Annotated in this window: 12 protein-coding genes; 6 read left to right on the forward strand and 6 right to left on the reverse strand. The window is 70.1% G+C overall.

The window, feature by feature from the left end; translation table 11 throughout:
• Positions 1-3 precede the first annotated feature (3 nt).
• The 3 genes from EDD92_RS06585 to EDD92_RS06595 form a co-directional block, all read right to left on the reverse strand.
• Positions 4-2,880 (reverse strand): SpoIIE family protein phosphatase, encoded by a 2,877-nt coding sequence (locus EDD92_RS06585; RefSeq protein WP_123963431.1) that lies wholly within the window; start codon positions 2,878-2,880, stop codon positions 4-6.
• A gap of 130 nt (positions 2,881-3,010) precedes the next feature.
• The gene (locus tag EDD92_RS06590; protein WP_123963432.1) at positions 3,011-3,979 is read right to left on the reverse strand and encodes a cyclase family protein; all 969 of its coding nucleotides are present in this window, start codon (positions 3,977-3,979) and stop codon (positions 3,011-3,013) included.
• Between the two features lie 316 nt (positions 3,980-4,295).
• Positions 4,296-4,724 carry a secondary thiamine-phosphate synthase enzyme YjbQ gene (locus EDD92_RS06595; protein ID WP_123963433.1) on the reverse strand — a complete coding sequence of 143 codons (429 nt, stop codon included), beginning with the start codon at positions 4,722-4,724 and terminating at the stop codon, positions 4,296-4,298.
• A 137-nt stretch (positions 4,725-4,861) separates the two neighbouring features.
• Between EDD92_RS06595 and EDD92_RS52385 the strand changes: the two genes are divergently transcribed.
• The 5 genes from EDD92_RS52385 (at position 4,862) to EDD92_RS06615 (ending at position 8,938) form a co-directional block, all read left to right on the forward strand.
• Complete coding sequence (locus EDD92_RS52385) at positions 4,862-4,930, forward strand: putative leader peptide (protein WP_351286961.1); 69 nt, start codon at positions 4,862-4,864, stop codon at positions 4,928-4,930.
• A gap of 127 nt (positions 4,931-5,057) precedes the next feature.
• Positions 5,058-5,960: an ABC transporter permease gene (locus EDD92_RS06600; RefSeq protein WP_123963434.1), complete on the forward strand. Its 903-nt coding sequence runs from the start codon at positions 5,058-5,060 to the stop codon at positions 5,958-5,960.
• Positions 5,933-6,673: an ABC transporter ATP-binding protein gene (locus EDD92_RS06605; protein WP_123963435.1), complete on the forward strand. Its 741-nt coding sequence runs from the start codon at positions 5,933-5,935 to the stop codon at positions 6,671-6,673. The genes EDD92_RS06600 and EDD92_RS06605 overlap by 28 nt, the downstream gene beginning before the upstream one ends.
• 46 nt (positions 6,674-6,719) lie before the next feature.
• On the forward strand, positions 6,720-7,742 hold the full coding sequence (locus EDD92_RS06610) for an ABC transporter substrate-binding protein (protein WP_123963436.1): 1,023 nt from the start codon (positions 6,720-6,722) through the stop codon (positions 7,740-7,742).
• Between the two features lie 110 nt (positions 7,743-7,852).
• Positions 7,853-8,938 (forward strand): NAD(P)-binding domain-containing protein, encoded by a 1,086-nt coding sequence (locus tag EDD92_RS06615; RefSeq protein WP_123963437.1) that lies wholly within the window; start codon positions 7,853-7,855, stop codon positions 8,936-8,938.
• A gap of 15 nt (positions 8,939-8,953) precedes the next feature.
• Here EDD92_RS06615 and mltG read toward each other — a convergent pair whose 3' ends face one another.
• Positions 8,954-9,934, reverse strand: coding sequence for an endolytic transglycosylase MltG (mltG, locus tag EDD92_RS06620; RefSeq protein ID WP_123963438.1), 981 nt, complete (start codon positions 9,932-9,934; stop codon positions 8,954-8,956).
• A 43-nt stretch (positions 9,935-9,977) separates the two neighbouring features.
• The gene (locus EDD92_RS06625) at positions 9,978-11,780 is read right to left on the reverse strand and encodes an ABC transporter ATP-binding protein (RefSeq protein WP_123963439.1); all 1,803 of its coding nucleotides are present in this window, start codon (positions 11,778-11,780) and stop codon (positions 9,978-9,980) included.
• 93 nt (positions 11,781-11,873) lie between these two features.
• On the opposite strand from EDD92_RS06625, the gene EDD92_RS06630 reads away from it, so the two are divergent.
• On the forward strand, positions 11,874-12,341 hold the full coding sequence (locus tag EDD92_RS06630; protein WP_123963440.1) for a MarR family winged helix-turn-helix transcriptional regulator: 468 nt from the start codon (positions 11,874-11,876) through the stop codon (positions 12,339-12,341).
• Positions 12,342-12,488: 147 nt separating this feature from the next.
• Here the strand turns inward: EDD92_RS06630 and EDD92_RS06635 are convergent, their stop codons facing one another.
• Positions 12,489-13,826 (reverse strand): cation:dicarboxylate symporter family transporter, encoded by a 1,338-nt coding sequence (locus EDD92_RS06635; protein ID WP_123963441.1) that lies wholly within the window; start codon positions 13,824-13,826, stop codon positions 12,489-12,491.
• Positions 13,827-13,889 lie beyond the last annotated feature (63 nt).

Raw genomic sequence — 13,889 nt, forward strand, 5'->3', positions numbered from 1 at the left:
GCCTCAGGTCCCCTCGAGCCCGCATTCGGCCCAGATGACCTTGCCCTGCTGGGTGTAGCGCGTGCCCCAGCTCTGCGTCAGCTGCGCGACGAGGAACAGGCCGCGGCCGCCCTCGTCGGTGCTGGCCGCTCGGCGCAGGTGCGGGGCGGTGTTGCTGGTGTCGGAGACCTCGCAGATCAGGGTGCGATCGTGGAGCAGCCGTACCCGGACGGGCCCTGCGCCGTGGCGGATGGCGTTCGTGACCAGCTCGCTGAGCACCAGTTCGGCGGCGAACGCGGCCTCGTCGAGCCCCCAGTCGGTCAGTTGCCGGGTGGCGGAGGCGCGGACCTCGCTGACCAGGGCCGGATCCGCGGGCAGGTCCCAGGTGGCTATCCGCTGGGGGGCCAGGGCGTGGGTGCGGGCGACGAGCAGGGCGATGTCGTCGCAGGGGTGGGCGGGAGCCACCGTGTCGAGTACCGCCTCGCAGGTCTCGTCGGGCGTGCCGTTCGCTTGGGCCAGCGTGGCGCGCAGCTGATCGAGGACCACGTCGACGTCGCGGTGACGGTCCTCGATGAGCCCGTCGGTGTAGAGGACCAGCCGGCTGTTCTCAGGGAGGTCGAGCTCGGCGGATTCGAACGGCAGACCGCCGAGGCCGAGCGGGGGTCCGGCGGGCAGGTCGGGGAACGACACGGTGCCGTCGGGGCGGACCAGAGCGGGCGGGGGATGGCCGGCGCGGGCCATGGTGCACTGCTGTGTGGTCGGGTCGTAGATGGCGTAGAGACAGGTCGCGCCGATGATGCCTGCGTCCACGGCGCCGGGGTCCTCCCGGTCCAGGCGTCCCACGAGTTTGTCGAGGTGGGTGAGGACCTCGTCCGGGGGGAAGTCGAGTTCGGCGAAACTGCGGGCGGCCGTGCGCAGCCGCCCCATGGTGGCGGCGGAGAGCATGCCGTGGCCGACGACGTCGCCGACGAAGAGCCCGATGCGGGTGCCGGACAGGGGTATGACGTCGTACCAGTCCCCTCCGACGTCGGATTCGGCGGGCAGGTAGCGATGGGCGACCTCGACGGCGTCCTGGTCCGGCACACCGTGCGGGAGCAGGCTGCGCTGCAGGGCCAGGACCATGGCGCGTTCGCGCGTGTAGCGCCGGGCGTTGTCGATGGACAGTGCGGCACGGGCGGCCAGTTCCTGGGCCAGCGACCGGTCGTCGTCCCCGAACGGTGGCGAGTCCTGCGCGCGGTAGAAGCCGGCCACGCCCAGGACTGCGCCGCGGGCGATCAGGGGCACCGCGATGAGGGAGCGGACGTGGCTCAGCAGCTGTGCGGAGTGCTCAGGGTCCTGCCCGAACCAGCCCGCGGCAGCCTTCAGGTCCGGTTCCAGCACTGCCCGGCCGCTCGTCAGACACCGCGACTGCGGCATCGTCGGACCGTAGTCGACCTGCTTGCCGACCGGGTGGAAGGGACAGTCGTCATGGATGCCGTGGACCACCGTACGGCGTAGGTCACTGCGGGGATCGGCGGACTCCTCGCCGCGGAGCACGGCTTCCGGCAGGTCGATGGTGACGAAGTCGGCCAGTTGCGGCACCGCCGACTCGGCGAGTTCCCGGGCGGTACTGCGCACATCCAGGGTGGTGCCTATGCGGACGCCGGCCTCGGACAACAATTCCAGGCGGCGGCGCGCGGCGAGGGCGTAGGTCCCCACGTGCGGCTCCCCCACCATCACGAGCCCTCTCGCCGGGGGTGGGGAGTCGGAGTGCTCGTCCGTCGTGCCGTCGCCGGCCGTGACGCGCTCGACGCCCACGGCGACAGGGCCGTGCTCCGTGCCGGGAAGATACTCCGACGGCGGGGTGACGTGGAGCTGCCCGGGCGCCACGTCGGGAACGCCCCCGGAGAACGTGAGGGAGGTGGCGACGGCAAGCTCGGCAGGGAGGCCCAGCGGCTCGTGGACCTGATGCGGGAAGGCGAGGGGCTCGCGCGGTGAGGGACCGGGGACAACGGCCTCGATGGCGAAGCCCTCCACTCCGGAGGCACTCGTCATCGGCCGGCTCACGAGCGTGACCCGACGGCCGTCGGACAGGGGAACGTCGACACAGGCCCGCTGCGCGCAGGCGATCAGCTCGGCGGCCTTCTCCATGAGGATCGCCCGGTCGCGGGGGCTCATCTCCACTGCCAGTTCCCGCACCCCTGTGCGGTGCCGAAAACCTGCGGCGGCCTCGGCTCCGCTGTCCAGGTACGCCCGCAGCAGAGCGCGCTCACGCGAGGAACTCTGCCCCAGCAGCCGCCGCTCGATGGCCTCGGCCGCCTTGCGTATCACGGTGTCCAGCGCCGGGTCCTCGGCGCTGCGCGGATAGCCGAAGCACAGGACGCCCTCGATGCGGCCGCTGAGCGGGTCGCGGACGGGAAGCGCGCGGCAGGCACTGCCCTGGGAGCGCTCGGCGAAGTGCTCGGCACCGTAGACCCGGATGGGTTGGCGCTCGGCCAGGGCGAGACCGATGCCGTTGGTACCTGCGACCTTCTCGGCGAACACGAACCCGGGGACACTCTGGATGGCCGGGAGAATTCTGGCCAGCGACGCTTCTCCGAAACGGCGCAGGAGTACCGTCCCGCTCGCGTCGGCGACGGAGATGTTCATCGCGCTGCCGGCGAACATGGCCTGCAGCCGGTCGAGCACCGGAACGGCCGCGCGGACGATACGTCCGTCCGGTTCGAAGTCCTCCCGGAAGGGAAGGTCGGACTGGTCCGGCGACAGCCCCAGGGTCCGGCAGCGCCGCCAGGAATTCAGGATCGACGTGCGCACACCCGTCTCGACCGGCTCACCCTGCAGGAACCGCTCACGGAAACTGGCGGGCCCCGTGCCGCCTGGCGCACGCCCCGTCGGTATCGGATCTTCGCCGGCCCGAACCACGCTCCGCCTCACTCGCGCCTTCGACAGTCAACCCTTCCGAAATGTCTGATATGGACGAGGATACGGGTATTGGAGGCGCGAGTCACCGTTCACAAGGCCCCTCACACACGGTGACCGGACCGGATCGGTGTCACAGGACAGCGACCGGGTTGACGGGCGAGCCCGTCCCGCCCGGGACGTTCAGCGGCGCCACGACGAGCATGAAGTCGTACCGCCCCGCCGTCGCGGTCGCGGCGGACAGCGCTTCCAGATCGAGGTTGTCCAGCAGTGGCAGCCCCATCGCGGCCACAGCCAGGGCGTGGACCGGCGAGTGCACGCCGTCCACAGGTGAGGGCCGTACGTCACTGTCGCCGTCTCCGCCGAGCAGCGCGATGCCACGCTCGGCCAGCAGCGGCAGGGCGTCCACATGAAAGCCCGCGCTGGCCGTGTCGGGGTCCCAGGCGCCGAGTTCCTCGCGGCGCCGGACGTGTCCGGAGCGCAGCAGTACCGCGTCGCCATCGCCGATCGTCACATCGAGCGCCTTCTCCACAACGACGATGTCCTTGGCGTGCACCGCTCGCCCCGGCTCCAGCCAGTGGATCCCGAGGACGGCGGGCAGGTCGAGGAGCACTCCCCTCGTGACGAGGGACCCGAGCGTCGACACCGCGCCGAAGCGGGCGCCTGCGGCATCGACGACCTCGTGTGCCGTGCGGCCGTCGTAGAGCTGCCCCCGATAGGCGATGTGGCACAGCGCGTCGAGATGGGTGATGCCCTTGCCGTGGTAGTCGGCGGCGATGAAGTCCTTGTGGGTGGAGGGTTCCGGCGCCTCCACGTCGCCGAGGTCGGTCATGTGGTGCAGGGCGGGCTTGCGGTTGCCGGGGCCGGGCCGGGTGTTCCACGGCAGCGCCAGCGGGACGACCGTCCCGGTCCGCACGCGCGCTGCGGCCCGCCGCACGTGGTCCGCGGTGACGCGGTTCCAGGCACCGCGGTCGGCCGGGGACCAGCGACCCCACGTGCGAACCGCCTCGAAGAGTGCGTCGAACTCCCGACGGGAGACGGCGGGCCCGTTGCCGACGCCGGTCGGCGCGGGATTCGCGGCATCGGCGGAACTCGGACTCATCTGTACTCACCGCTCCCAGGCTGGAACGGCTCCGACGGCAGGACGTCACCGGACGCGGCACGGATCGGGCTTACGGGGTGTGCGCCCGGCTGACGCCGTGACACGGAGAAGCACCGTCCTCGTGATCGGAAAACCAGCTTCGCACATTCACGGGTGCTCTTGGAGAGGTGTGCCCGCAGGGAGGGGTTGTGCAGGTTCCGTCCGCCACCGCGCCGGGTCCCCCATCCCGGCGCACGTGCACCGCGGTGCAGGTGTTCAGGGTTAAACCTGGGCTCCGGTACCGAGGAAATGAGTCGCCCGGAGACCGAGGTTGCAGTCAGGCGCCCGCAAGAAACGAGAAACGCACCTTGCGCTCCGCATTATCCCTGTTCGTATCCACCAGACACACCGACTGCCAAGTCCCCAACTCCAGCCGGCCACCCACCACGGGCAGCGTCGCATGCGGCGGTACGAGCGCCGGGAGGACGTGGTCGCGGCCGTGGCCGGGGCTGCCGTGGCGGTGCTGCCAGCGGTCGTCGGCGGGGAGAAGGGTGTGGAGGGTGGCAAGGAGGTCGTCGTCGCTGCCGGAACCCGTTTCGAGGATCGCGATTCCGGCCGTGGCGTGAGGGACGAAGACGTTCAGGAGGCCGTCGCGGCCTGCGGCCGCCTCCCGCAGGAAGGCCTCGCAGTCGCGCGTCAGGTCGACGACCTGCTCCGTGGAGCCGGTGGCGACGTTCAGGACTCGGGTGGTGAAGGCATCTGACATGCACCCCATCCTGACCCATACGCCGGGTTTCGCAGGTCAACGGCGGTTCGCCTGCCGATATGGGTGGTCCAGTCCGCGAGACGCCATTGACCGTGCACGGACGACCTGGCTACTTTCGCCGCATGTTGCGTTCAGCCATGCTCACCACGCGCGGTCACATCGACCTGCTGCGGGTGGCCTCCGCCGCGTGTCGCCGCGGCTGCTGACGCCTTCCCCACCTTTCACACTCCCCCTTGCCTGTACTGCGCCGTACCCGCACGCTCCGCGTGACGTGGCGGCGCTGAGGCGCGTACCCCCTCCCTCACCGGACGCTCTCCTCCCCATGGAGCACCCATGAGCATCAGCCATGCCCCGCCTGGCTCCTCCGAACCCGATATTTCCTCCATATCCGCACCGAAGGGAGCCGATGTCGGCATCCCCGACCCGGCATCCCTGGACCTCATCCCCATCGTCCCCGCATCCTCCCGCCACACCCGCGTCCCGCGCTGGCTGCGCCGCACCGCAGGACCGCTCCTGCTACTCGCCCTGTGGCAACTCCTCAGCTCCACCGGTGTGTTGGCGTCGGACGTCCTCGCCTCGCCCGGCCGGATCGCGCAGGTCGCCGGGGATCTGATCGGCGACGGTTCGCTGGCCTCCGCCATGGGCACCTCGCTGCAGCGCGTGGCGTTCGGGCTGCTGCTGGGCACCGTCGTCGGAACCGGACTCGCCCTGGTCTCGGGCCTGTTCAGGATCGGCGAGGATCTGGTGGATGCGCCGGTGCAGATGCTCCGGACTGTGCCGTTCGTGGGTCTGATCCCGCTGTTCATCATCTGGTTCGGCATCGGCGAGGCCCCTAAGGTCGCCATCATCACGCTCGGCGTGACCTTCCCGCTCTACCTCAACGTGTACGCCGGAATCCGCGGCGTGGACGCCCAGTTGATCGAGGCCGGGGAGTCCCTGGGCCTGTCCCGCTGGGGGCTCGTGCGGCATGTCGTGCTGCCGGGGGCGCTGCCCGGCGCGCTGACCGGGCTGCGCTACTCGCTCGGCATCGCCTGGCTGGCGTTGGTCTTCGCCGAGCAGGTCAACGCCGACTCCGGCATCGGCTTCCTGATGGTGCAGGCGCGCGACTTCCTGCAAACCGACGTCATCGTGGTCTGCCTGATCGTCTACGCCTTCCTCGGCCTGCTGGCCGACTTCGTCGTCCGCTCCCTCGAAAGGCTGCTGCTGCAATGGCGACCGACGTTCACCGGCCGGTGACCCCGCAGACCGCGGTACGGGTCGAGGGGCTGACCCGCTCCTTCGACGGTCGTACCGTCATCGACAACCTTCAACTCGACGTGCGTCCGGGCGAGTTCGTGGCCCTGCTCGGCCGCAGCGGCTGCGGCAAGTCCACCCTGCTGCGCATCCTGGCGGGCCTCGACCGCGACATCGAGGGCACCGTTCTGGTGCCGCGCCGCAAGGCCGTCGCCTTCCAGGCGCCACGGCTGATGCCCTGGAAGAAGGTGTGGCGCAACGTCCTGCTCGGACTGCCCGGCAAACCCGCACGCGCCGTCGCCGAACAGGCCCTGGACGAGGTCGGCCTGAGCCACCGCTCCGACGCCTGGCCCAAAACCCTCTCCGGCGGCGAGGCCCAGCGCGCCTCCCTCGCACGGGCGTTGGTCCGCGAACCCGATCTGCTGCTGCTCGACGAGCCGTTCGGCGCGCTCGACGCGCTCACCCGCATCAAGGCGCAGCGCCTGGTGGGCGAGTTGTGGCAGCGCCGGGGCTGCGCGGTACTGCTGGTCACACACGACGTCGAGGAGGCCGTCCTGCTCGCCGACCGCGTCCTGGTGATGGACGACGGCGTCATCGCGCACGAGCAGGAGATCGCTCTCGACCGGCCGCGCGACATCACCGACCCCCGGTTCGCCGAGCTGCGCGCCGGGCTGCTGGAACGGCTCGGCGTCGACACTGCCGCCGAAGCCGCCTGAACTCCTCCTCCTCCTCCAAACTCAGTTGCACAGAACGGATCCACCCATGCGACGACGTCTCGCCCCTGCCGCTCTGCTCCTCCCCTTCGCTCTCCTGCTCACCGCCTGCGGCGGGAACTCGTCCGCGAGCACGGGGACCGACACCGACGGCAAGGGCTCTCTCACCCTCAACGTCGGGGATCAGAAGGGCGGTTCCGAGGCCATCCTGCGGGCCGCCGGAGAGCTCAAGAACCTCGACTACAAGATCAAGTGGTCCACCTTCACCTCCGGACCGCCGCTGCTGGAGGCCGTCAACGCCAAGGCCGTCGACATCGGCGGCGTCGGCAACACCCCCCCGGTCTTCGCCGCCGGCGCAGGCTCGAAGATCACGGTCGTGGCCGCCTTCCACGGCACCTCCAAGGGCGACGCCATCCTCGTACCCAACAGCTCCAAGCTGTCCAAGCCCCAGGACCTCAGGGGCAAGTCGGTCGCCGTGGCGCAGGGTTCGTCCGCCAACTACCAGCTGGTCGCCTCCCTCAAGGCGGCCGGGCTGAGCCTGAGCGACGTCAAGGTCAAGTATCTGCAGCCGGCCGACGCGCTGGCCGCGTTCACCTCCGGCAAGGTGGACGCCTGGGCGGTGTGGGACCCGTACACCTCGCAGATCCTGCAGGCCAAGCAGGGGCGTGTCCTCACCACCGGCGATGGCATCACCAACGGCCTGACCTTCCAGGTGGCGGCGCCGAGTGCGCTGCAGGACAAGAAGAAGGCCGCCGCCATCAAGGACTATCTGGAGCGGCTGCGGCGGGCCACGGCGTGGGTCTACGGCCACCAGGAGGAGTGGGCGAAGGTCTGGGCGAAGGACACCGGTCTGCCGTACGAGGTGGCGCTGGCCTCGGTGCGGCGCACCAACGCCACCCGGATCTCGGTCGCCGTCGACAAGCCGCTCATCGCCTCCGAGCAGCAGATCGCCGATGCCTTCACCGACTTGAAGCTCATCCCGAAGAAGGTCGACTTCGCCGACTTCGTGGACACCCGCTACAACGGCGAGCTGCCTGCCTCGACCACGCCAGCCCGGGCGTCCGAGGGCTGAGCGCCTCACACTCTCCCGGGCCCTGACCCCTCGTCGCGGGCGGGCGGTGATTCGGCACACCACGGACCCGCCGCGGGAAGATCCACGGCTTCCGCGCGGTTGGTGGAAGCGTGAACGATGCGCGCGAGGTCGAGGTAGTCGTCGTGGGCGCTGGTCAGGCGGGTCTGTCCAGCGCCTATCACCTGCGGCGCACCGGTTTCGAGCCGGGGCGCGACTTCGTGGTGCTGGACCACTCCCGCGGACCGGGCGGCGCCTGGCAGTTCCGGTGGCCGTCGCTGACGTACGGCAAGGTGCACGGCATGCATGCGCTGCCGGGCATGGAGCTGACCGACGCCGATCCGGCGCGGGCCTCGTCCGAGGTGATCGCCGAGTACTTCGCCTCGTACGAGCGCACCTTCGACCTGCGGGTCCGGCGGCCCGTCGATGTGCGTGCCGTGCGGGAGGGCGCGGGCGGGCGGTTGCTCGTCGAGACCTCGGACGGCGACTGGTCGACGCGGGCGCTGATCAACGCGACCGGTACCTGGGACCGTCCGTTCTGGCCGCGCTATCCCGGTCAGGAGAGCTTCCGGGGGCGGCAGTTGCACACGGCACAGTATCCCGGGCCCGAGGCGTTCGCCGGGCAGCGGGTGGTCGTGGTGGGCGGGGGTGCCTCGGGTACGCAGCATCTGCTGGAGATCGCCCCGTATGCGGCTGCCACCACGTGGGTGACCAGGCGGCCGCCGGTCTTCCGTGAGGGCCCCTTCAGCGAGGACGTGGGGCGGGCGGCCGTGGCGCTCGTCGAGGAGCGCGTGCGGCAGGGGCTGCCGCCGAAGAGTGTCGTCTCGGTCACCGGGCTGCCGCTCAACGACGCGATCCGGCAGGGCATCGCGGACGGGGTCCTCGACCGTCGGCCCATGTTCGACCGGATCACACCGGACGGGGTGGAGTGGAACGACGGGCGGCGGGTGGAGGCCGACGTCATCCTGTGGGCCACCGGGTTCCGGGCGGCGATCGACCATCTGCGGCCGCTGCGGCTGCGAGAGCCGGGCGGCGGGATCCGCGTCGAGGGCACGCGTGCGGTCGCCGATCCGCGGGTCCATCTCGTCGGCTATGGCCCCTCGGCCAGCACCATCGGCGCCAACCGTGCGGGCCGGGCAGCCGTACGGGACATTCGGCGGCTTCTGGCCGGGCAGCCGACCGAGCCCGTCGCCGCCTGACGACCGCCCCGCGGGCTACTTCGTGGCCTGCGGAGCGGGGGCGTTCTGCTGGGCCGGGCTTTGCTGCTGAGCGGGGCTTTTCTGCTGGGCCGGGCTGTTCTGCTGGGCGGGGGCGTTCTGCTGGGCCGGGCTTTGCTGCTGAGCTGGGCTTTGCTGCTGAGCGGGGCTGTTCTGCAGGGCGTTGAACTCGGCCACATTGCGCTGGTGCTCGGCGAAGTCTGCGGTGAAGCGGGTGTCGCCCGGCCTGACCGTGACGAAGTACAGCCAGTCGCCCGCGGGTGGGTTGATCGTGGCGCGCATCGCCTCCTCGCCCGGGTTGTCGATCGGCGTCGGGGGCAGGCCCATCCGCTGGTAGGAGTTGTAGGGGCTGGCGAGCTTCGTGTCGTCGGCGCTGGTCTTCAGGGTGGCGCGCTTGAGGGCGTAGTTGAGGGTGGAATCCATCTGCAGCGGCATCCCGCGCTCGAGCCGGTTGAAGACGACCCGCGCCACCTTGCCCATGTCGGCCTTCGAGGCGGCCTCGGCCTGCACGATGCTCGCGACCGTGACCGCCTGGTAGACGTTCATCGCGTTGCGCTGCGCGCCGGCCGCGACCGGCGCGCCGTTGAACTTCTTGTTGGCGGTGTTCACCATGAACGACAGCAGCGACTCGGGCGTCGTCTTCTTCGTGAGGGGATAGGTCGCGGGGAAGAGGTAGCCCTCCGGGTTGCCCGCCGCGTCCCTCGGCAGCTTCAGGCGGGCCTTCGCCAGGGCCTTCTCGGTGCTGCCGGTGGGCAGGGCGAGGGCCTTGTCGACGGCGCCGTAGACCTGACTCGCGCGCCAGCCCTCCGGGATCACCAGGGAGGCGGGCTTGGCCTCCTCCACGCCGTGCCGCACGGTCAGCAGCGGCACGACCACGGCGGCGCCGGCCACCACGGCTCCGGTCGCGAGGAGGATGAGGACGAGTCTGCCCCGGCGCGTCAGTCGAATCGTGCCCCGTGGCGGAGTGTTCTGATGCATGCGGGCACGGTAACCCGCATATCACCATAAACCCGACAGATCTTCAGCCTGTCGGTTCCAGTTGGGCATCCCGGCGTACGAGGGCCGCATACCGCCCGTCCTGATCCAGCAGTTCTTCGTGCGTGCCCCGTTCGGCGACGCGGCCGGAGTCGAGGACCACGATCTGGTCGGCGCCGCGGACGGTCGAGAGGCGGTGCGCGATGGTGAGCGTGGTGCGGTTGGCCGACAGGGCATCGATGGCCTCCTGTACGGCCGCTTCGGTGCGGTTGTCCAGGGCGCTGGTCGCCTCGTCGAGGATCAGCACCGGCGGGTCGCGCAGGATCGTGCGGGCTATCGCCAGGCGCTGCTTCTCGCCGCCGGAGAAGCGGTGGCCGCGCTCGCCGACGATCGTGTCGTACCCGTCGGGCAGCGACGCGATGTGGTCGTGGATCTGGGCCGCCCTGGCCGCCGCGTGGAGCTCTTCGTCGGTGGCGTCCGGCTTGGCGAAGCGCAGATTCTCGGCCACCGAGGCGTGGAAGAGGTACGTCTCCTGGGAGACGACGCCGACCGCGCGGGCGAGGGTGTCGAAGTCGAGGTCGCGGACGTCGACGCCGTCGAGGGTGACCCGGCCGCCGGTGATGTCGTAGAGCCGGGGGACCAGATAGCCGAGCGTCGACTTGCCGGCGCCGGTGGGGCCGACGACCGCGAGGCTGCTGCCCGCGGGGACGGTGACGTCGATGCCGTCGAGGGTGGGGGCGCTCTTCTCGTCGTAGCGGAACTCGACGTCCTCGAAGCGGACCTCGCCCTTGATCCGGTCGAGGTGGACCGGGTTCTCCCGCTCGGTGATGTCGATGGGCAGGTCGAGGTATTCGAAGATGCGCTGGAAGAGCGCGAGCGAGCTCTGGATCTGCACGCCGGTCGACAGCAGGCTGACCGCCGGACGGAACAGGCCCTGCTGGAGCGAGACGAAGGCGACGATGGTGCCGATGGAGATGTCGGGGCCGCCCGCCTGCAGGGCGATGCCCGCGGTCCAGTAGATGACGGCCGGCATGGCGGCCATGACGATCGTGATGACGGCCATGCGCCACCGGCCGGACATGTTCGACCGCACTTCGAGCTCGACCAGGTCCTCGGACTCCTCGGCGAAGGACTTCGTCAGCGAGTCGGAGCGGCCCATGGTGCGGCCCAGCAGGATGCCGCTGACGGAGAGAGACTCGGTGACCGTGGCGGCCATGGCGGCCATCTGCTTCTGGCGCTCGGTGGTGATCTTCTTGCGTTCCCTGCCGACGCGGCGGCTGATCCACACGAAGACCGGGAGCAGGAGCAGCGAGACGACGGTCAGGCGCCAGTCGAGGGCGATCATCGCGACGATCGTGGCGACCACGCTGGTCAGGTTGGAGACCAGGGAGGTGGCGGTGGAGGTGACGGTGGCCTGCATGCCGCCGATGTCGTTGGCTATGCGGGACTGGACCTCGCCGGTGCGCGTGCGCGTGAAGAACGCGAGCGACATGCGCTGCAGACGGCCGTAGACGGCGGTGCGCAGATCGTGCATGACGCGCTGGCCGACCGTCGTGGAGATCAGGGTCTGCAGCACACCGAAGACGCTGGTGAGGACGGCGCTGAGGATCATCCCGAGCGCGAGCAGGCTGAGCAGGCCGGTGCGGCCCTGGGGGATCGCGACGTCGAGGGTCGCCTTCAGCAGGAAGGGGGTGGCGACGGAGACCAGCGAGGCGGCGCCGACCAGCAGGCCGACGACGGCGAGACGGGCGCGGTAGGGGCGGAAGAGTCTCAGGATGCGGCGCACCTGCCGGGGTTGCTCCTTGGCATCGGCCGGCGGTGTCCAGCGGGGTTCTCGATCGGGATGCAATGGACTCCTAGGGAGTGAGGTGGCGAAGACTGGCGGAGCTTAGCTCATTGTTACCTACGCTCACAATGAATTAGGTCCTGATATTGTTCCCGCATGGCCACCCCCGATTCCGACAGCCTGCTCGCCGAGCAACTGCTGCGGTTCACCCGCCGTGTGCACCGCATCCAGAAGCGGCACATCGAGCAGTGCGGCCTGGGCATCACCCCGGCCCAGTCCCGGCTGCTGCGCACACTGGCGCACTGGAGCTCACCGCCGCGCATGGCCGATCTGGCCGAGCGCCTGGAGGTGGTCCCCCGGGCCGTGACCACACTGGTCGACGGACTGGAGGCGAGCGGCAAGGTGCGGCGGGTGCCGGATCCGACCAACCGTCGGGTGATCCGGATCGAGCTCACGGACGACGGCCGCAAGGCGCTTCGCGAATTGCGGGGAGCGCGCAGGTCCGCGGCGGCGGAGATCCTTGCTCCGCTGAGCGATGATCAGCGTGTTGTCCTGGGCGGACTGCTGGACACGCTGGTGGACGGGGCGCCTGAGAGGCACTGCGGTAGGGGGCCAAAACGGTAGGCGGGCGGCTGCGGGTATGTGGGGGTCGCTCGCGCCCACGCGGCGGAGCCGCACATAGATGCAGCCCCGCGCCCCTGAAGGGGCGCGGGGAACTGCGCGACCAGCCACGAATCACCCGCAGCCGCCCGCGATACAGAACGCTCCGAGCTATTGGGCGACAGGCACCGGTTCCTCGGAAACCGGCGCCTCCTCGGCAGCCTCGCCGCTCAGCACCTGCTTCGCCCGCTCCACGTCCAGTGCCCGCTCCCAGCGGGACACCGCGAACACGGCGACACAGTTGCCGAGCAGGTTCGTCACCACCCGCATCGAGTCCATGATCCGGTCCACGCCCAGCAGCAGCGCCACCGCTCCGGCCGGGATGGCCCCCAGCGAGGAGGCGGTCGCGGACAGGGCGAGGAAGGCGGAGCCGGGGATGCCCGCCATGCCCTTGCTGGTGAGCATCAGCACCAGGACGACGGTGATCTGCTGGCCCAGGCTGAGGTCGACGCCGACGGCCTGGGCGATGAACAGTGTGCCGATGGAGAGGTAGAGCGAGGCTCCGTCGAGGTTGAAGGAGTAGCCGGTGGGCAGCACGAGGCCCACCGCGTCGTCGCGGGCGCCGGCCTTGCGCAGCTTCTGCATCACCCGCGGCATGACCGACTCGGTGGACGCGGTGCCGAGGGCGAGGAGCATCTCCTCACGGATGTAGCGCAGGAACTTCCACAGACTCAGCCCGGTGACCATGCGCAGGGCGACGGCGAGCAGGGCGATGAACAGCGCGGCGGCGACGTAGCACAGGATGATCAGCTTGGCGTAGGTCTCGATCACTCCGAGCCCGTACTGGCCGATCAGGACGGCCATCGCGCCGAACACCGCGATCGGGGCCAGTCGCATTACGAAGCCGACGATCGCAAAGATGATCTCCTGGGCCTGCTCGATCGCGGGCAGCACCTGGGGCACCTTGGTGTGGCCGAGGTGCAGCAGCGCGGCGCCCACCAGGCAGGCCAGGATGAGCACCTGGAGCAGGGAGTTCTCTGCGAAGGCGCCGATGAAACTGGTGGGCAGCGCGTTGACGATGAACTCGGTCGTCGAGGGCAGCGCGCCGCCGCCCGTCTTCGCGTCGACCGCCTTGGCACTCAGCGTGGAGGGGTCGACATGCATGCCCGAGCCGGGCTGGACCACGTTGGCGGCGACCAGGCCGATGATCAGCGCGGCGGTGCTGGCGACCTCGAACCAGATCAGGGCCTTGAGCCCGATGCGGCCGAAGGCCTTGAGGTCACCGGCCTTGGCGATGCCGACGACGACCACGCAGAACACCAGCGGCGAGATGATCGTCTTGATGAGCCGGGTGAAACCGTCGCCGAGCGGCTGGAGATCCGCGGCGAAGCCGGGCCACACCTTCCCGACGACGATTCCGAGTACGAGCGCGCAGAGGACCTGCACGAAGAGAGAGGTACGCAGTATGCGTGCGACACGTCGCGGGGCGGACGGGACGGACGGCGGCACGGGCACTCCTAGTGGGGACGTCAACCTCACAGAAGCCGTGGGGACTTCTGCGATACGGAAAGC

It is taken from the genome of Streptomyces sp. TLI_185 (genome assembly GCF_003814765.1).
Classification (GTDB): Bacteria; Actinomycetota; Actinomycetes; order Streptomycetales; family Streptomycetaceae; genus Streptomyces.

Excerpts from the sequence above, each read along its gene's own strand:
- EDD92_RS06590 (WP_123963432.1), bottom strand. The coding sequence starts at position 3,979 with ATGAGTCCGAGTTCCGCCGATGCCGCGAATCCCGCGCCGACCGGCGTC.
- EDD92_RS06605 (WP_123963435.1), top strand. The coding sequence starts at position 5,933 with ATGGCGACCGACGTTCACCGGCCGGTGACCCCGCAGACCGCGGTACGG.
- mltG (WP_123963438.1), bottom strand. The coding sequence starts at position 9,934 with ATGCATCAGAACACTCCGCCACGGGGCACGATTCGACTGACGCGCCGG.
- EDD92_RS06600 (WP_123963434.1), top strand. The coding sequence starts at position 5,058 with ATGAGCATCAGCCATGCCCCGCCTGGCTCCTCCGAACCCGATATTTCC.
- EDD92_RS06610 (WP_123963436.1), top strand. The coding sequence starts at position 6,720 with ATGCGACGACGTCTCGCCCCTGCCGCTCTGCTCCTCCCCTTCGCTCTC.
- EDD92_RS06630 (WP_123963440.1), top strand. The coding sequence starts at position 11,874 with ATGGCCACCCCCGATTCCGACAGCCTGCTCGCCGAGCAACTGCTGCGG.
- EDD92_RS06595 (WP_123963433.1), bottom strand. The coding sequence starts at position 4,724 with ATGTCAGATGCCTTCACCACCCGAGTCCTGAACGTCGCCACCGGCTCC.